The organism is Janibacter sp. FSL W8-0316 (assembly GCF_038004165.1).
Lineage (GTDB): Bacteria > Actinomycetota > Actinomycetes > Actinomycetales > Dermatophilaceae > Janibacter > Janibacter indicus.
In genome coordinates this window covers 1,606,495-1,623,181 of record NZ_JBBOQX010000001.1, presented here as the reverse complement: position 1 = coordinate 1,623,181, position 16,687 = coordinate 1,606,495, and the positions used below count along the sequence as shown (strand labels likewise).

Annotated in this window: 16 protein-coding genes; 11 read left to right on the top strand and 5 right to left on the bottom strand. The window is 72.4% G+C overall.

Annotation, left to right across the window (positions count from 1 at the left end; genetic code table 11):
- Positions 1 to 45 precede the first annotated feature (45 nt).
- A complete protein-coding gene (locus NYE39_RS07970) occupies positions 46 to 492 on the top strand; it encodes an SRPBCC family protein (RefSeq protein WP_072626327.1) in 447 nt (148 codons plus the stop codon).
- Here NYE39_RS07970 and NYE39_RS07965 read toward each other — a convergent pair.
- On the bottom strand, positions 479 to 1,105 hold the full coding sequence (locus NYE39_RS07965; protein WP_341012358.1) for an inorganic diphosphatase: 627 nt from the start codon (positions 1,103 to 1,105) through the stop codon (positions 479 to 481). The two genes, NYE39_RS07970 and NYE39_RS07965, sit on opposite strands and share 14 nt — an antisense overlap.
- Before the next feature lie 85 nt (positions 1,106 to 1,190).
- Between NYE39_RS07965 and dacB the strand changes: the two genes are divergently transcribed.
- The 9 genes from dacB to NYE39_RS07920 all read left to right on the top strand — a co-directional run bounded on the left by dacB (position 1,191) and on the right by NYE39_RS07920 (position 10,385).
- Positions 1,191 to 2,585, top strand: a complete 1,395-nt coding sequence (gene dacB / locus NYE39_RS07960) for a D-alanyl-D-alanine carboxypeptidase/D-alanyl-D-alanine endopeptidase (RefSeq protein ID WP_341012357.1) — start codon at positions 1,191 to 1,193, stop codon at positions 2,583 to 2,585.
- 32 nt (positions 2,586 to 2,617) lie between these two features.
- Entirely contained in the window at positions 2,618 to 3,661 is a 1,044-nt protein-coding gene (locus tag NYE39_RS07955) for a zinc-dependent metalloprotease (protein ID WP_341012356.1), read from the top strand.
- A 1-nt stretch (position 3,662) separates the two neighbouring features.
- Entirely contained in the window at positions 3,663 to 4,667 is a 1,005-nt protein-coding gene (gene tilS, locus NYE39_RS07950; protein ID WP_341012355.1) for a tRNA lysidine(34) synthetase TilS, read from the top strand.
- A gap of 28 nt (positions 4,668 to 4,695) precedes the next feature.
- A complete protein-coding gene (gene hpt, locus NYE39_RS07945; protein WP_341012354.1) occupies positions 4,696 to 5,247 on the top strand; it encodes a hypoxanthine phosphoribosyltransferase in 552 nt (183 codons plus the stop codon).
- Positions 5,248 to 5,441: 194 nt separating this feature from the next.
- Positions 5,442 to 7,586, top strand: a complete 2,145-nt coding sequence (ftsH, locus tag NYE39_RS07940) for an ATP-dependent zinc metalloprotease FtsH (protein ID WP_341012353.1) — start codon at positions 5,442 to 5,444, stop codon at positions 7,584 to 7,586.
- Between the two features lie 3 nt (positions 7,587 to 7,589).
- Entirely contained in the window at positions 7,590 to 8,165 is a 576-nt protein-coding gene (gene folE / locus NYE39_RS07935) for a GTP cyclohydrolase I FolE (protein WP_341012352.1), read from the top strand.
- Positions 8,162 to 9,061 carry a dihydropteroate synthase gene (gene folP, locus NYE39_RS07930; protein ID WP_341012351.1) on the top strand — a complete coding sequence of 300 codons (900 nt, stop codon included), beginning with the start codon at positions 8,162 to 8,164 and terminating at the stop codon, positions 9,059 to 9,061. Before folE ends, folP begins: the two co-directional genes overlap by 4 nt.
- Positions 9,058 to 9,912, top strand: a complete 855-nt coding sequence (folK, locus tag NYE39_RS07925; RefSeq protein WP_341012350.1) for a 2-amino-4-hydroxy-6-hydroxymethyldihydropteridine diphosphokinase — start codon at positions 9,058 to 9,060, stop codon at positions 9,910 to 9,912. Before folP ends, folK begins: the two co-directional genes overlap by 4 nt.
- Positions 9,912 to 10,385 (top strand): DUF3180 domain-containing protein, encoded by a 474-nt coding sequence (locus NYE39_RS07920; protein WP_341012349.1) that lies wholly within the window; start codon positions 9,912 to 9,914, stop codon positions 10,383 to 10,385. Before folK ends, NYE39_RS07920 begins: the two co-directional genes overlap by 1 nt.
- On the opposite strand, the gene NYE39_RS07915 is transcribed toward NYE39_RS07920, so the two are convergent.
- The 4 genes from NYE39_RS07915 to NYE39_RS07900 form a co-directional block, all read right to left on the bottom strand.
- Positions 10,378 to 11,169, bottom strand: coding sequence for a class F sortase (locus tag NYE39_RS07915; RefSeq protein ID WP_341012348.1), 792 nt, complete (start codon positions 11,167 to 11,169; stop codon positions 10,378 to 10,380). The two genes, NYE39_RS07920 and NYE39_RS07915, sit on opposite strands and share 8 nt — an antisense overlap.
- 156 nt (positions 11,170 to 11,325) lie before the next feature.
- Positions 11,326 to 12,711: a DUF6801 domain-containing protein gene (locus NYE39_RS07910; RefSeq protein ID WP_341012347.1), complete on the bottom strand. Its 1,386-nt coding sequence runs from the start codon at positions 12,709 to 12,711 to the stop codon at positions 11,326 to 11,328.
- 219 nt (positions 12,712 to 12,930) lie between these two features.
- Positions 12,931 to 13,830, bottom strand: coding sequence for a DUF6801 domain-containing protein (locus NYE39_RS07905; RefSeq protein ID WP_341012346.1), 900 nt, complete (start codon positions 13,828 to 13,830; stop codon positions 12,931 to 12,933).
- A 156-nt stretch (positions 13,831 to 13,986) separates the two neighbouring features.
- Complete coding sequence (locus tag NYE39_RS07900; protein ID WP_341012345.1) at positions 13,987 to 15,168, bottom strand: NADH-quinone oxidoreductase subunit D; 1,182 nt, start codon at positions 15,166 to 15,168, stop codon at positions 13,987 to 13,989.
- A 62-nt stretch (positions 15,169 to 15,230) separates the two neighbouring features.
- Between NYE39_RS07900 and NYE39_RS07895 the strand changes: the two genes are divergently transcribed.
- Positions 15,231 to 16,505, top strand: a complete 1,275-nt coding sequence (locus NYE39_RS07895) for an SGNH/GDSL hydrolase family protein (RefSeq protein ID WP_341012344.1) — start codon at positions 15,231 to 15,233, stop codon at positions 16,503 to 16,505.
- Positions 16,506 to 16,687 lie beyond the last annotated feature (182 nt).

Here is a 16,687-nt window from a genome sequence, read left to right as displayed (position 1 = left end):
GCTGGCGCTCGCACCTCGACCAACGGAGGGGAGCAGGATGGGCAGGTGCCCGGGCCGCGCTTCGTCTTCCACCACGAGTGGGTGCTCGACGCTCCGCGGGACGCGGTCGTCGCGGCGCTCGCCGACATCGAGGGCTACCCGCGGTGGTGGCCGCAGATCCGCTCGCTCGAGCGGATCGACGAGACGTCCGGCCGCGGGCAGATCCGCAGCGCCCTGCCCCTGACCCTGCACCTGGTCCTCACCCGCGAGATCGAGGACCGCGAAGGGGGTCACCTGAGGGTGCGCCTCGACGGTGACCTCGAGGGGTGGGCCGAGTGGACGATCGGCCGCGACCTGCAGGGAGCGTGCAGGGCCACCTTCGACCAAGACGTGAGGGTCGCCGCCCGGTGGTCCCGGGCGGCGACCCTCTCGCCTGCGGTGCTGCGGGCCAACCACGCGTGGATGATGCGGCAGGGCCGCCGCGGGTTGGCGCGCTCGCTCAGTCGTCGCTGAGCGGCTTCTCCTTCGTCGCCAGCTCCTCGCGAGCGCGGGCGGCGGCGGCCTTGATGTCCTCTTCCGAGTGGGTCACGTCCTCCTGAGGGGTGTGGCCGGAGTTGGGCATGTTCCATCGGGCGGTGGTCATGCCCTTGGCCTTGGCGCGCTCGATGGCCTCGAGGATCGTCTGGATCGCCTCCTCGCGACCGACCCAGTGGGCGCCCTCGACGGACTTGCCCGGCTCGAGGTCCTTGTAGGTCTCGAAGAAGTGCTGGATCTCCAGGCGCCAGAACTCGCTGATGTCCTCGAGCTCCTTGATGCCCTCCTTGCGCGGGTCGCCCGCGGGCACGCACAGGACCTTGTCGTCGCCGCCGGCCTCGTCGCGCATGTGGAACATGCCGATCGGCCGCGCGCGCACGAGGCAGCCGGGCCAGGTCGGCTCGTCGAGGAGCACCAGCGCGTCGAGCGGGTCGCCGTCCTCGCCGAGGCTGTCCTCGACGTACCCGTAGTCGCTCGGGTAGGCCATGGAGGTGAAGAGCATGCGGTCGAGGCGGATGCGACCGGTCTCGTGGTCGACCTCGTACTTGTTCTTCTGGCCCTTCGGGATCTCGATGGTGACGTCGAACTCCACAGGTATACCTCTGTCCGTGAATGGGTGAACTATTCTCGGGCCCAGTGTTCCACCACCACCGCCAATTCACCGCAGGGGGCCGCGCGTGCGCCGCACTCTCATCGCCGTGACCTCCGTCGCAGCCCTCGCCGTGGCCTACGGCGTCGCCGACGCCCAGGACCGCGTCCCGGGTGTCCTCACCATCGACGAGGCGGTCGCCGAGCAGACCCCCGAGTACCAGCCGGCCGAGTCCGTCCTGCCCGCCGCCTCCAAGGATGCCCCGGTCCCGACCGAGCAGGGACTGGCCCGCGCGCTGCGTGGTGACATCGGTGCCTCCGCCCTCGGGCCCCGCGTCGGCGTCGTCGTGCGCGACGCGCTCACCGGCGACACCCTGTGGTCCCAGGACGAGGACCGCGCGCAGACGCCCGCCTCGACGGCCAAGCTCCTCACGGCGGCTGCGGTCGCCGAGCGCACCGACCTGACGACGACGATGAAGACCACGGTCGTGCAGGGCGAGGACGACGAGCTGGTCCTCGTCGCCTCCGGCGACACGATGCTCGCCAAGGGAGCCGGTGACCCCACCGCGGTCGAGGGTCGGGCGGGTCTGGCCGACCTCGCCGAGGAGGTGGCCGCCTCGCTGCAGGCGAAGGGAGGGACGCGCTACTCCCTTCGCCTCGACGCCACGTATGCGGCCGGGGAGCGCTATGCCCCGGGCTGGTCCATGGCCGACGTCGCCGCCGGCTACACGCAGGGGGTGTCGATGATCGGGCTCGCCGGCGACCGGCCTGAGCCCTTCAAGCCCTCGCCCAAGGTGCCCGAGCGCACCGTCCTCAAGGCCTTCGCCGCGCAGCTGAAGAAGGCCGGCGTCTCCGTCAGCGTCGACGACTCCTCCCGCACGTGGCGTACCCCGGCCCCCCGGGGCGCCGAGGAACTCGGCTCGGTCGAGTCCGCACCGCTCGGCGACGTCCTCGCGCTCGCCCTCGATGACTCCGACAACGCCCTCACCGAAAACGTCGCGCGCCAGGCCGCGGTCGCCGACGGTGCCGGGGCGAGTTTCGCCGAGGTGACCCGCTGGGTCCGCACGACGCTGCAGGACGCCGGGGTCGACCTGACCGGGGTCAAGCTCAAGGACAACTGCGGTCTGAGCTCGGGCCAGGCCGTGCCCGCGCGGGTGATCTCCGACGTCATGCAGCTGGGCATCACCGGCAGCGCCACGAGCATGACCCGGGTGCTGTCCGACCTGCCGATCGCGGGCCTGACCGGCACCCTGCACGACCGCTTCCTCGTCGAGGAGTCCCGCGGGGCCGCCGGCATCGCCCGCGCCAAGACCGGCACCCTCACCGGCACCTCCGCCCTCGCGGGGACGACGACGACGGCCGACGGCCGGCTGCTCACCTACGTCCTCGTCGCCGACCGGGTGCCCTCGACGACCGGTACCCTCGGCGCTCGCGCGGCCCTCGACGAGGTCGTCGCCGACCTCACCGACTGCGGCTGCCGCTGACTCGACGTGGACCGGCTCCGTAGGGTGGCACCGTGACCAACTACGTGGACTGGAAGTTCGCCACCTCCGCGGGCACGCGGCTCGTGCCGCCCGGCCCCGACGTCAGCCCGGAGGAGGCGGTCGAGGCCGTCGAGGAGATCCGGGCGCTGGCCGGGCAGGCCGTCGAGCCGGTCGCCGCGACCTCACGCCTGCGCGCTCCCGGCGACGCGCCCGCCCCGCTCGTCATCGACCGCCGCACCTGGATCGAGGTCAACGCCACGTCGATGGCGGGCATGCTCGACCCGGCCTTCGAGGCCGCCTCGCGTCGCAAGACCAAGGAGCCGTCCGCGGCCGCCCAGGCCGTCGGCTCCAAGATCACCGGGGCCGAGGCCGGCGGCATGCTCGCCTTCCTCTCGACCAAGGTCCTGGGCCAGTACGACCTGGCGCCCGACGGCGACCCGGCGCTGCTGCTCGTCGCGCCCAACATCGTCGCCACCGAGCGCGACATCGACGCCGTGCCCCGCGACTTCCGGCTGTGGGTCTGCCTCCACGAGGAGACCCACCGGGTGCAGTTCACCGCGGTGCCGTGGCTGCGTGAGCACCTCGTCACCAGCGCGCGCGGCCTCGCCGGCGACCTCATGCCCGACTCCGAGGCCCTGCGCACCCGCCTCGAGCAGGTGACCACCCAGCTGCCGCGGGTCTTCTCCGGGGACAGCCAGGGCCTCGCCGAGCTCGTCATCACGCCCGAGCAGCGCGAGCGGATGGCCCAGGTCACCGCCGTGATGTCGCTCCTCGAGGGGCACGCCGACGTCGTCATGGACGACGTGGGTCCCGAGCACGTCCCGACGGTGGCGACGATCCGGGCCCGCTTCACCAAGCGCCGCAAGGGCGCCGGCGCCGTCGACCGCCTGCTGCGCCGCCTCCTCGGGCTCGAGGCCAAGATGCGTCAGTACCGCGACGGCGCGACCTTCGTCCGCACGGTCCAGGACGCCGTCGGCGTCGACGGGTTCAACGCCGTGTGGACCTCGCCCGAGACGCTGCCCACCGCGCGCGAGATCACCGAGCCCGCCGCCTGGGTGCGGCGGGTCCACGGCTGACGTGGGCGCCGGCCACCCCTCCCAGGCCGAGTGCCGAAGGGGGGTCCGCGCGGCCCTCGCGGGCCTGCCCGCCGGCTCGCTGGCGCTCGCGGCGGTGAGTGGGGGAGCCGACTCCCTCGCGCTCGCGGCCGCCCTCGCGGCCGAGGCGCCGGCGCACGACGTCACCGCGGGCGCGATCATCGTCGACCACCAGCTGCAGGAGGAGTCGGCCGACGTCGCGCTCCTCGCGGCCCAGCACTGCGCCGACCTCGGGCTCGGGCCCGTCGCCGTCGTCCCGACCCTCGTCACCGCGAGCGGCGAGGGCCTCGAGGCGGCGGCCCGCGAGGCGCGCTACGCGGCCCTCGCCGAGACCGCCGCGGCCATGGGCGAGGAGCACCCTGCCCACCTCGTGCTCCTCGGGCACACCCGCGACGACCAGGCCGAGCAGGTGCTGCTCGGCCTCGCCCGCGGCTCCGGTGCGCGGTCCCTGGCCGGCATGGCCGTGCTCGTGGTCCGGGAGGGGACTCCCTTCGCCCGGCCGCTGCTGCACCTGCCGCGCGCCATGACGCGACAGGCCTGCCAGGAGTGGGGCCTCACGCCGTGGGAGGACCCGATGAACTCCGACCGGGCCTACGCCCGCGTCCGCGCGCGGCAGGCGCTGGCCGACCTCGAGGGCGACCTCGGTCCCGGCATCGCCGAGGCGCTCGTCCGCAGCGCCGACCTGCTGCGCGACGACGCCGACCTGCTCGACGACCTCGCCGAGCAGGCCACGCCCGACGACGACCCGGCCGGGGTGCCGGTGGGGGAGCTCGCGGACCTGGCCACCGCCCTTCGCTCCCGGGTCTGGCGGCGGCTGCTGCTGCGCGCCGGGGCGCCGGCAGGAGGCCTCACGGCCGGCCACGTCGCCGCCTGCGACCGGCTCGTCACCGACTGGCACGGCCAGGGACCACTCCACCTGCCCGGCGACCTGCGGGTGCGCCGGGACCGCGACCGGGTGCACATCGCACGTGCGCCTGGTGGACAATGAGATCGGCCCGACCCGAGCAAGGAGAGCTGTGGACTCCAAGGACATCCAGGACGACCTCGTCGAGGTGCTCCTCACCGAAGAGCAGATCCAGACCCGACTCGGCGAGCTCGCCGCCGAGGTGTGGGAGTACTACCAGGACAAGGACGTGCTCCTCGTCGGCGTGCTCAAGGGCGCGGTCATGGTCATGGCCGACTTCATGCGCCACCTGCCCGGCTCCGCCCCGATGGACTGGATGGCGGTCAGCTCCTACGGCTCCGGCACCAAGTCCTCCGGCGTCGTGCGCATCCTCAAGGACCTCGACGCCGACATCAGCGACAAGCACGTCCTCATCGTCGAGGACATCATCGACTCCGGCCTGACGCTGTCGTGGATCCGCGCCAACCTCGAGTCCCGCTCGCCGGCCTCCGTCGAGATCCTCACCCTGCTGCGCAAGCCCGAGGCCGCCAAGGTCGAGATCGACACCCGCTGGGTCGGCTTCGACATCGCCAACGAGTTCGTCGTCGGCTACGGCCTCGACTTCGCCGAGGGCTACCGCAACCTGCGCGACGTCGCGACGCTCGCCCCGCACGTCTACTCCTGACCGGCTCCCTTCGAGACGCTCGTTCCTCGCTCCTCAGGGAGCGGGGTGGTGTGCGGGAACACCGGGGAACGGGTGGTCGTTGGCCAGATAGCCGCTGGTGGGCGGCGGTCAGGTAGTTTCGTCCTGATTGCCCCGGCCCCGCCGGTGGCCGCCACGTCGTCGAGTCAGGAAGTCCGGGAAGCCCCCGTACCCGTATGAACGCCAAGAAGATCTTCCGTGCCCCCGCCTTCTGGGCGCTGCTGCTCATCGCAGTCTTCGTCCTGATGTTCACCACTCGTGGTGGCGGGGACTACGCGCGGGTGGACACCTCCGCCGCCGAAAAGCTCGTCACCGACGGCAAGGTTGAGAAGGCCCACTTCACGACCGACAACCTCCTGCAGCTCGACCTCAAGGACGGCGAGACCTACTCCGACGGCGAGGCGGTCAAGGACGCGGACAAGGTCGAGACGGAGTTCATCGACGCCCGCGCCTCGCACATGCTCGACATCGTCGAGGACAACGTCGACGGCGTGCAGAACGACACCGTCGAGACCCCGAGCGTGTGGTCGAGCCTGCTGCTCTCGCTCCTGCCGCTCCTGCTGCTCGTCGGCCTCTTCTGGTTCATCATCAGCCAGGCCCAGGGCGGCGGCTCCAAGGTCATGCAGTTCGGCAAGTCCAAGGCCAAGCTCGCGACCAAGGACACCCCCAAGGTGACCTTCGCCGACGTCGCCGGTGCCGACGAGGCGGTCGAGGAGCTGCACGAGATCGTCGAGTTCCTGCGCGACTCCGGCAAGTTCCTCGCCGTCGGCGCCAAGATCCCCAAGGGCGTGCTGCTCTACGGCCAGCCCGGTACCGGCAAGACGCTGCTCGCGCGCGCCGTCGCCGGCGAGGCGGGCGTGCCCTTCTACTCGATCTCCGGCTCGGACTTCGTCGAGATGTTCGTCGGTGTCGGTGCCAGCCGCGTGCGTGACCTCTTCGAGCAGGCCAAGGCCAACCAGCCGGCGATCATCTTCGTCGACGAGATCGACGCGGTCGGTCGTCACCGTGGTGCAGGCCTCGGCGGTGGCCACGACGAGCGCGAGCAGACGCTCAACCAGCTGCTCGTCGAGATGGACGGCTTCGACGTCAAGACCAACGTCATCCTCATCGCGGCGACCAACCGCCCCGACATCCTCGACCCGGCGCTGCTGCGCCCGGGCCGCTTCGACCGCCAGATCGCCGTCGAGAACCCCGACATGCTCGGCCGGCACCGCATCCTCGAGGTGCACGCCGCCGGCAAGCCGATGGCCCCCGGCGTCGACCTGCTGGCCGTCGCCCGCCGCACCCCCGGCATGACCGGTGCCGACCTGGCCAACGTGCTCAACGAGGCGGCGCTGCTCACCGCGCGATCGGACAAGCAGTTCATCGACGACGCGATCCTCGACGAGGCCATCGACCGGGTCATCGCCGGTCCGCAGAAGCGCACCCGGATCATGAGCGCGCAGGAGCGCAAGATCACCGCCTACCACGAGGGCGGGCACGCGCTCGTCGCCGCGGCGATGAACCACACCGACCCGGTCACCAAGATCACGATCCTGCCGCGTGGACGTGCCCTCGGCTACACGATGGTGCTGCCCGTCGACGACAAGTACTCGACGACCCGCAACGAGATCCTCGACCAGCTCGCCTACGCGCTCGGTGGCCGCGTCGCGGAGGAGATCATCTTCCACGACCCGTCGACCGGCGCGTCCAACGACATCGAGAAGGCCACGTCGATGGCCCGCAAGATGGTCACCGAGTTCGGCATGAGCGAGCGGATCGGTGCGGTCAAGCTCGGCCAGTCGCAGGGCGAGGTCTTCCTCGGCCGCGACATGGGCCACCAGCGCGACTACTCCGAGAACATCGCCGGCATCGTCGACGAGGAGGTGCGTCGCTTCATCGAGGACGCCCACGACGAGGCCTGGCACGCGCTCAACGACAACCGTGACGTCCTCGACCGTCTCGTCCTCGAGCTGCTCGAGCACGAGACGCTCAACGCCAAGGAGCTCGCCGAGATCTTCGCCGACGTGCGCAAGCGCCCGGTCCGCCCGACGTGGCTGAGCAGCGAGCACCGCACGATCTCGACGATCCCGCCGGTCCTCACCCCTGCGGAGCAGGAGGCCATGCGCAAGCGCGAGGCCGAGCAGGGCGCCCCGGTCACGGTCCCCTCGAGCGTCGAGCCCCAGGCCGCGCACGGCGAGGCCGCCGAGGGCGACAGCCGGGTGACCGACGCGATCGACCGGGCGGCCGAGGAGGGCGCGAGCCCCTACGCCGAGGACCCGACCACCGAGATCCGTCAGGCGCCGCCCGCCGATCGTGCGGACGGCGACGGGCCCGCCTGAGTTATGACCGACGTCGACCTGCCGCGCATCGAGGCAGCCGTCCGCGAGATCCTGCTCGCGGTGGGGGAGGACCCCGACCGTGACGGGCTCGTCGACACCCCGGCCCGGGTGGCGCGGGCCTACGCCGAGGTCTTCTCCGGGCTGCGCGCGGACCCCGCCGAGCTGCTGGCGACGACCTTCGACATCGACCACGGCGAGCTCGTCATCGTCCGGGACATCCCGCTGTACTCGACCTGCGAGCACCACCTCGTGCCCTTCCACGGCGTCGCCCACGTGGGCTACCTGCCCGGCGGCAGCGGCAAGGTGACCGGGCTGTCGAAGATCGCGCGGCTCGTCGACCTCTTCGCCAAGCGCCCCCAGGTGCAGGAGCGCCTCACCACGCAGGTCGCCGACGCCCTCGTCGAGCACCTCGACGTCGGCGGTGTCATCGTCGTCGTCGAGGCCGAGCACCTGTGCATGGCGATGCGTGGGGTGCGCAAGCCCGGCGCGACGACCATCACCTCCGCCGTGCGCGGCCAGCTGCGCGATGCCACGACGCGCGCCGAGGCGATGGCCCTGCTCACCGGGGCCGCCCGGTGACCCACCCGGTCCTCGCGCACCTCGCGGCGGCCGCCGACCGGCCGGGCCCGGTCGTCATGGGCGTCGTCAACGTCACGCCAGACTCCTTCAGCGACGGCGGCCGGTGGATCGAGACCGACGCTGCCCTGGCCCATGCTCGTGAGCTCGTCGCCGACGGCGCCCTCGTCGTCGACGTCGGCGGGGAGTCCACCCGCCCCGGTGCCACCCGACCCTCCCTCGACGAGGAGCTGCGCCGCGTGGTGCCGGTCGTCGAGGCCCTGGCCGCCGAGGGTGTCGTCGTCTCCGTCGACACGATGCGCGCCGAGGTGGCGCGGGCGGCGCTCGCCGCCGGCGTCGCGATCATCAACGACGTGAGCGGCGGACTCGCCGACCCGCAGATGCCTGCCCTCGTCGCCGAGAGCGGGGCCCCCTTCGTCGTGATGCACTGGCGCGGTCACGCCCATGACATGCAGACGCGGGCGCACTACGACGACGTCGTCGCCGAGGTGTGCGCCGAGCTCCTCGAGCGGGTCGACGTGCTGCTCGCCGCCGGCGCGCAGCGCGAGCAGCTCGTCCTCGACCCGGGCATCGGCTTCGCCAAGACGGCCGAGCACAACTGGGCCCTCCTCGCCGGTCTCGAGCAGGTCGTCGACCTCGGGCTGCCGGTGCTGCTCGGCACCTCGCGCAAGGGATTCCTCGGCAAGGTCGGGCGGGCCGAGGGCGACGAACGCCCCCTCGACGCCCGCGCCGTCGTCACTGCTGCCACGAGCGCCCGCGCCGCCCGCGCCGGCGTGTGGTGCGTGCGGGTGCACGACGTCACCGCGACGGTCGACGCGATCGATGTCGCTGCCGCACTGGGGGAGATCCCTTCGAGGCTCGGCCGCGGGCGGCCTCGCACCTCAGGGAGCGACCAGTGACGGACCGGATCAGCCTGCTCGGCGTGCGCGCCCGAGGCTTCCACGGCGTCCTGGCCGACGAGAAGCGTGACGGGCAGGACTTCGTCGTCGACGTCGTGCTGCACCTCGACCTCGCGCCGGCCGGCGCGAGCGACGACCTCGAGCGCACGGTCAGCTATGCCGAGGTCGGCGCCGACGTCGTCGCCCGGATCGAGGGCCCCTCGCTCGACCTCATCGAGTCGCTCGCCGAGCAGATCGCCGGTGACGCGCTCGCCCGCCCGCTCGTGCGGGCCGTCGACGTCACCGTCCACAAGCCCTCAGCGCCGGTCGGGGTCCCCTTCGGCGACGTCAGCGTGAGCGTGCACCGCCGCCGTGAGGTGCCGGTCGTCATCGCCCTGGGCGCCAACCTCGGCGACGCCGCCCGCACGCTGCAGGCCGCCGTCGACGACCTCGGCGACGCCCTGCACGGGGTGCGGCGGGCTCCCTTCGTCACGACGGAGCCGGTCGGTGGCCCGGACCAGCCGCGCTACACCAACTCCGTGGTCGTCGCCACGACCTCGCTGTCGCCTCGTGAGCTGCTCGAGCGGCTGCACGCCGTCGAGGCCCGCCACGGGCGGGTCCGCGAGGTCCGGTGGGGGGCGCGCACGCTCGACCTCGACCTCGTGCAGTACGGCGACCCCCGCGACGGCAGCGATGTCGTGAGCGATGCGCCCGAGCTGACCCTGCCGCACCCGCGGGCGCACGCGCGGGGCTTCGTCCTGCATCCGTGGTCGCGCGTCGACCCGGAGGCGGTCCTGCGCGTCGGGGGAGCGACCCGTCGGGTCGTCGACCTGCTCGCCGAGGTCGACACCGACGACATCGAGGACCTGTGATGCTCGACCGCGGACTGCGGCTGCCGACCGTCCTGGGAGTGCTCGCCCTCGCCGGCGTCCTCAGCTGGGGCTTCGGCCGCTGGTGGATCTCCGGGGGGCACGCACCGCTGCGCGTCGGGTGGTTCACCGGCGTGCTGCTGCTCGGCATGGCGGCCGTCGTCGTCGTCACCGGGCGTCGCATGTGGCGGATGCGCCACGGTCGCGCCCACGTCGGCCCGATCGTCGCCGAGCGGATCCTGCGACTGGCCCAGGCCAGCGCGATGACGGGCGCCGTCGTCGCCGGCCTCTACCTCGGTCAGGCCCTCGCGCTGGCGCCGGACATCGGTTATGCGGGGCGCGGTGAGCTCGCGCTGGCGTGGTCGGTGGCCGGGCTCGGGGCGATCGCCCTCATCGGCGCGGGCATGCTCGTGCAGCGGTGGTGCCGCGTCGACGACGATGACGACGAGGAGTCGGAGAGCTCGACGCTCAGCTGACCATCTGGTCGGCCCACACGACCCAGTTGCCCTCGTAGTGGCCCTGGTTGATCGGGGTCTCCGGGTCACAGGTGATCAGGCGCAGCACAGGGTTGGGGTTGTCCCAGTCCCAGATCGAGTCGTCCTGCGGCACGCCCTTCTTCGAGGCGGGCTCCGACTTGGTGATCTTGAACTTCACGGTCCGACCCGACCCGTAGGTGACGGTGACGACGTCGCCGATCTTGACTCGGGGCAGGTTCCAGAAGACGTCGGGGTTGCTGCCGTGGTTGATGTGGCCGACGAGGATGCTCGCGCCCTGATAGCCCGGTTTGGGCCAGCCCGGCTCGGCGTACCAGCCCGCGGTGCCGAAGGGGGGAGCCAGCACCTTTTCGGAGTCGAGCAGCGTCGCCTCGAGGCTGGCGTCGACGATGTCGCGACCGCCGGAGCGAACCTGCACGCGTGTGGGGCTGCCGGCCGGCGCCTCCACAGAGCCCTGCTCGCTCGAGGGTGAGGCGTCGCTGCGCTGTGCTGCGGAGGAGGGGCTCGACGAGGAGGACGAGGAGCTCGAGCGCTGGCTCGTCGAGGACGAGCTCTCCGGCTGGCGTGAGGGCTCGGTGATCTCGCTCGGCGGGACATAGGTGCCGACCGGCAGCGCGGACGGATCGTCGTCGCGTTGCGTCCACCAGGCACCAGCGGCTGCGCCACCCCCGATGAAGAGCGCCACGGCGGCGGCGATGAGCCACGTCGTGCGCCGGTACTGCTTGCGCTCGCGCCACTTCTGTCGTCGCGTCGGCGGAGTCGTCACACGGTCCTCCCATGTCATGTGTCGGCTGTCGAGGTCAACGTCCGGGGGGCACACGGAGTTCCCCCTGGGGACAACGGTACGGGCCGCCGGGTGGGAAGTGGATCCCGACCCGACGGCCCGTGCCGTCTGTCACTGACTCAGGTCAGTGATGGTGCCTCAGTGCTGGGCGCTCTGGCGGCGACGCGCCAGGACGAGCGTGCCGGCGCCGGCGCCGGCGAGGAGAGCCCCACCGAGCAGGAGCGCGGCGGAGTTGGTGCCGGCCGGCTCCTCGACGCGGGTGAAGCCGTCGGTCTGGACGACGCCCGGGGTCTCGGGGCCGGCGGAGCCGGAGCCCTCACCGTCGTCGTCACCGGCGTTGTCGTCATCGTCGGAGTCGGGGTTGACCCACGGGGCGTAGTACTCGACGTTGCAGCCGCCGGCGGTCGAGCCGTCGTTGCCGTTGGCGTCGACGCAGTCCTCGGAGACCAGGCGCACGTAGTCGGTGCCCTCGGCGAAGGGGAAGTCGCGGGTGTTGGAGCCCTCGGTGACGTTCCACGTGATGGTGCGCAGGACCTTCTTGTCACCGTCGAGCAGGACGACGCTGACGACGCCGGCCTGGTCAGCGGTGCCCTCGACCGTGAAGCTCTTGCCGTCCTCGGTGATCGGGAGGCTGTCGGGCTCGATGAACCAGTCGTTGACCTCGGGGGCCGCCGTCGTGGAGGACGAGGTGGACGAGGGCGCCGACGTCGTGGAGGTGGCGGACGGCTCGGACGTGGTCGTCGAGGTCGGCTCGGACGTGGTCGTCGAGGTCGGCTCGGACGTCGTGGTGGAGGTCGAGGTCGGCTCGGACGTCGTGGTCGGCTCGGACGTCGTGGTGGAGGTCGAGGTCGGCTCGGACGTGGTCGTCGAGGTCGGCTCCGTCGTGGTCGTCGACGTGGGGGCGTCGGCCACGGTCACGGTGTCGATGACCTTGCTGCCGGAGACGTAGGTGCACGTCGAGGCGATCGGGCTCATGGTGCCCGGCTCACCCGCGGCGTTGAAGCCGTTGAAGGTGACGTCGAAGGTGTCGGGAGCCGAGATCGTGTAGGTGCCGGCAACCTCCGGGGTCACGGCGATCGGCTCACCGGTGACCGGAAGGATGGGCTCGGCGCCCGTCGGCTGGGTCCAGCCGCCACCGTCGGCGTCGAAGATCTGGGTGCGCGGGATGCTCAGGTCAGAGGTGAAGGGCGCCGAGTCGGTGCCATTGCTCAGCGTGGCCTCGACATCGGGGATGGAGGCGCTGACCTCTTCCCACTGCAGGGCGCCGGCCATGGCATTGGAGATGTTGGGGTTGAGCGTCACCGAGCCGCTGGCCGTGACCTCGGTGGGGGTGCCCACGTCGATGGACTCGGGGGCGTCGGTGTCGAGCGCGATGGCGAGTTCCTGCGGGCCGAGCGGCGTGCTGCAGGAGTAGGTCATCGTCGTCGCAGCCTGGGCCGGGATCGAGGCGGCGATGCCCACCATTCCCAGTCCCGTGACGAGTGCGGCACCTGCGGACAGGCGGGTGGTCAGGCGCTTGGCCATGGATTATCTCCCCTAGATCTGGACGCGCCCGTAGGCGCCTTCTCGGGGCAACTTACCGGTCCCTGTGAGGGCTCACAACCCGTTCACAGACTTTTATTACCTGCCGGTCACGTGATCCGGGCCTCACTCCGGCCAGCGGTGTCCGGCGACGCACGGGGGAGAGACGCCGAGGCGCCCCGGGGTCCCGGGGCGCCTCGGTGGTGGGGCTGGTCGAGCCGGTCAGCTCTGCGTGCGGCGGCGGGCGACGACGACCGTCGCCGCGCCGGCCCCGGCGAGGAGCAGCCCGCCGAGAGCGATCGAGGTCGGGCTCGTCGCTGATTGCGCGAGGCCGTCGGTCTGCACGATGCCGGGGATCTCCGGAGCGCCGGTCTCCGCCGGGACCTCACCTGCACCGCTGCCGTCGTCGGCTCCGGTGTCGCCGCCGGAACCAGCGCCGTCATCACTCCCGGTGTCGTCACCAGGCTCCGCGGCCGGTGCCTCGGGCTCCGCGGCCGGTGCCTCGGGCTCCTCAGCGGGCGGCTCGGGCTCCTCGGCGGGCGGCTCGGCGTCGCCGACGGCCACCGTGCCGACCGTCGAGTCGGCCGGTGCGGTGCACTCGATCTGGAAGATGAACCCGTCCTGGTTCGCCAGCTGCGCGGTGAAGTCGCCGGCCGTGATCGGCACGTTGACGTCCTCGGCGGGAGCGGTCTCCTCGGTGCTCTGGCCGGAGGCCTCGACGGAGACCGTGCCGCTCGCCGGCACATCCGTCTTCGGGACGGTCAGGGCCACGTCACGGGCCTGACCCACTTCGCCGAACGTGTAGGTCGTCTCGGCGGTGCCCTCGAGCGTCGTCACGCCGAGGCCCTGCATGGTCTGGGTGGCGTCGGCGCCGGGGGTCACCGTGGCGGTGATGGCGCCGGCCGGGATCGTCTCGCCCTGCTCGACGGCCTCCGGCACGTCGAGGGTCAGGTCGACGGTCCACGGGTCGGTGAACTGGATGTTCTGCCCGACCTCCTCGCAGGTGTACTCGAGGCTGCCGGTGACCTCCGCCGAGGCGGGCGCCGCGGTGGCGACCCCCATCAGGCCGAGCCCGGTGACGAGGGCGGCGCCCGCGGAGGCGCGGGTGGTGAAGTTGGTCATGGAGTTCCCCATCTTCGGTGGTCACGCCCCCGAGACCGGGGGCGCGGTCGTCCCGGCAACCTACCCGCGGGTAGCAATGGGTGCCACCGGAGTGGGGAGGGGTGTGGGTGGGGTCACGTTCCGGGCGCGGACGGCGCCGCATCGCCCGCGGCGGGGCTACTTGTCGACGTCGCCGACGACGAAGAACATCGAGCCGAGCACCGAGACCATGTCGGCGACGAGGCAGCCCGGGAGCAGCTCGGCGAGCACCTGGACGTTGTTGAAGGAGGCCGAGCGCAGCTTGAGCCGCCACGGGGTCTTCTCCCCGCGGGAGACGAGGTGGTAGCCGTTGAGCCCCAGCGGATTTTCGGTGGCGGTGTAGCGCTCGCCCTCGGGCACCTTGAGCACCTTGGGCAGGCGCTGGTTGATGGGTCCGCGGGGCAGCGACCGGAGCCGCTCGACGCAGGCGTCGGCGAGGTCGAGGCTGACGTGGGTCTGCTCGAGCAGGACCTCGAGGCGGGCGAGCGAGTCGCCGGCGGTCCGCGTGACGACCCGACCGGGCCCGCCGTCGCCGAAGAGCTCGCCGTAGGCGAGGTAGGGAGCATCGCGTCGCAGGTCGATGTCGACGCCGCTGGCCCGGGCGATCGGCCCGGAGACGCCGTAGGCCTCGGCGAGCGAAGGGGGGAGCACCCCGATACCGCGGGTGCGGGCCTCGAGGATCTCGTTGCCGACGAGCATCGCCTCGAGCTGCGGCATGCGGGCGCGCACGGCCGCGACGGCGGCGGCGACGCGGTCGAGCCACCCGGCGGGCAGGTCTTCCTTGAGACCGCCGACGCGGTTGAACATGAAGTGCATCCGGCCGCCGGAGATCTCCTCCATGACCGCCTGGATCTCCTCGCGCTCGCGGAAGGAGTAGAAGATCGGCGTCATCGCCCCGAGCTCGAGCGGGTAGGAGCCGAGGAACATCAGGTGGTTGAGCACGCGGTTGAGCTCGGCGAGGAGGGTCCGGGTCCACGTCGCGCGCTCGGGGACCTCCATGCCGAGCATCGCCTCGACGCCGAGGACGACGCCGAGCTCGTTGCCGAAGGCGGAGAGCCAGTCGTGCCGGTTGGCCAGGACGGTGATCTGGCGGTAGTCGCGCACCTCGAAGAGCTTTTCGGCGCCGCGGTGCATGTAGCCGACGACCGGGTCGGCGGAGATGATGCGCTCGCCGTCGAGGGCGACCCGCAGCCGCAGCACCCCGTGGGTGGCCGGGTGCTGGGGGCCGATGTTGAGCACCATGTCGGCACTGGCGAGCGACCCGTCGCCGACCCCGACGTCGAGGGTCCGGGTGCCGGAGGTGCCCGGGGTGCTCGTCATGCCCGCCAGTATGCGTCAGGTGCGGTGATGCCGTGCGGTTTTGGCACCATGGGCGGGTGCCGATGTCCCGACGAGCGCGACGCCTGGGCGCGGGGCTGACCGTCCTCGCGCTCGCTGCGGCGACCCTCGGCGCCTGCACCGACGAGGCGCCCTACCGCGCCGAGGGGACGGCCGCGGTCGAGGGCACGGCGGTGCTCGACCCGTGGTTCGAGGCGGTCAAGGGAGACGGTGACGACGCGGCCGACATCGTGGTCCTCGGCGACTCCGTGAGCGAGGGCGCTGGCATGAGCACCGATCTCGAGCGTCGCTGGGTCGATCGGCTCCAGGCGAAGCTGCGCCAGCGCTCGGGCACCGCGGACTGCCCGACCGGCCCGGGCGGCTGGCACGGGACCACCTCGCTCGTGCCCGCGACCTATCGCGCCGGCACGCTGCCCGACCCCGTGGTGCGGGGCCGCGCGACCCTGACCCCGACGCTGGGCCCCGGCGGCCGGGGCGTCGGGCTCGAGCCGGGCGCGAGCGTCTCGTGGCGGGTCGAGGCGGAGTCGGTGGACATCGGCTACCGCACCCGCTTCAGCGGTGGGCCCTTCCAGGTGCGCATCGACGGCGAGATCCCGCTCGAGGGTCTCGCCGTGCCGACCGACGCCGACGGGGGAGCCGAGCGACGTACCTGGTCCTCGGGCGACCTCGGTCCGGGCACGCACACGGTCACCGTCGTCAATGACCAGCCGCGCCGCACGGGGCGTCGGGCCGTCATCACCGACCTCATGCCCTATCGCGGCGACCGCGACCGGTGCGTGCACGTGCTCGACTCGTCGCGGGCCGGCGTGCGGGCCTCGACGATCGCGCAGACCCCGGCCTACCTGCGCGACGCGCTGTCGCTGGACCCCGACCTGCTCCTCGTGCCGCTCGGGTTCAACGACCAGCGGGCCGGGCACTCCGCGCGGCAGTTCGGCGAGAGCCTCGACGGGATCATCCGGCAGAGCCGCGCGATGGGCTACGAGGGCCCGATCCTCGTCGTCGGGTGGTTCCCGCCGGACCCGGTGGCCGGTCAGGCCGACTGGGACGACTACCTGTCGGTGATGCGGGGGCGCACCCGGCACGAGGGCGTGAGCTTCATCGACCTCTCGCCCGTCCTGCCCGCGGCGGACCCGGAGTCGAGCTACTTCCTCGACGGGCTGCACCCCTCGGCGCGGGCCCAGCCGCTCATGGCCGAGGTCCTCGCCGACGTGCTCACCCCGCCACCGGACGGCACGCCGAAGTCCTCGTCGTCCACGTCCACGGACGGCGCGTCACCCGACCCGTCGCAGCGCCCACAGGAACCCTCCGGGACCCCCTGACGTCAGCGCGCTCGCCTGCGACGCGCGGGCGAGGCGGGGGCTGGCGCTGGGGTGTGCCGGGTGCCCTACGCCGTTGCTCCGTACCGTGGGCCGGCCCGGGGCGGGGACTGGGGCGGGGAGTGCTGCGGTGCGCTATGCCGTTGCTCCGTACCGTGAGCCGCGGCCCCCGCCCCGGAGTACGG

Coding starts and splice junctions, on each gene's coding strand:
- folE (WP_341012352.1), top strand. CDS start 7,590: ATGACCGACGTCGACCTGCCGCGCATCGAGGCAGCCGTCCGCGAGATC.
- NYE39_RS07905 (WP_341012346.1), bottom strand. CDS start 13,830: ATGACCAACTTCACCACCCGCGCCTCCGCGGGCGCCGCCCTCGTCACC.
- NYE39_RS07910 (WP_341012347.1), bottom strand. CDS start 12,711: ATGGCCAAGCGCCTGACCACCCGCCTGTCCGCAGGTGCCGCACTCGTC.
- NYE39_RS07920 (WP_341012349.1), top strand. CDS start 9,912: ATGCTCGACCGCGGACTGCGGCTGCCGACCGTCCTGGGAGTGCTCGCC.
- NYE39_RS07895 (WP_341012344.1), top strand. CDS start 15,231: ATGTCCCGACGAGCGCGACGCCTGGGCGCGGGGCTGACCGTCCTCGCG.
- ftsH (WP_341012353.1), top strand. CDS start 5,442: ATGAACGCCAAGAAGATCTTCCGTGCCCCCGCCTTCTGGGCGCTGCTG.
- NYE39_RS07900 (WP_341012345.1), bottom strand. CDS start 15,168: ATGACGAGCACCCCGGGCACCTCCGGCACCCGGACCCTCGACGTCGGG.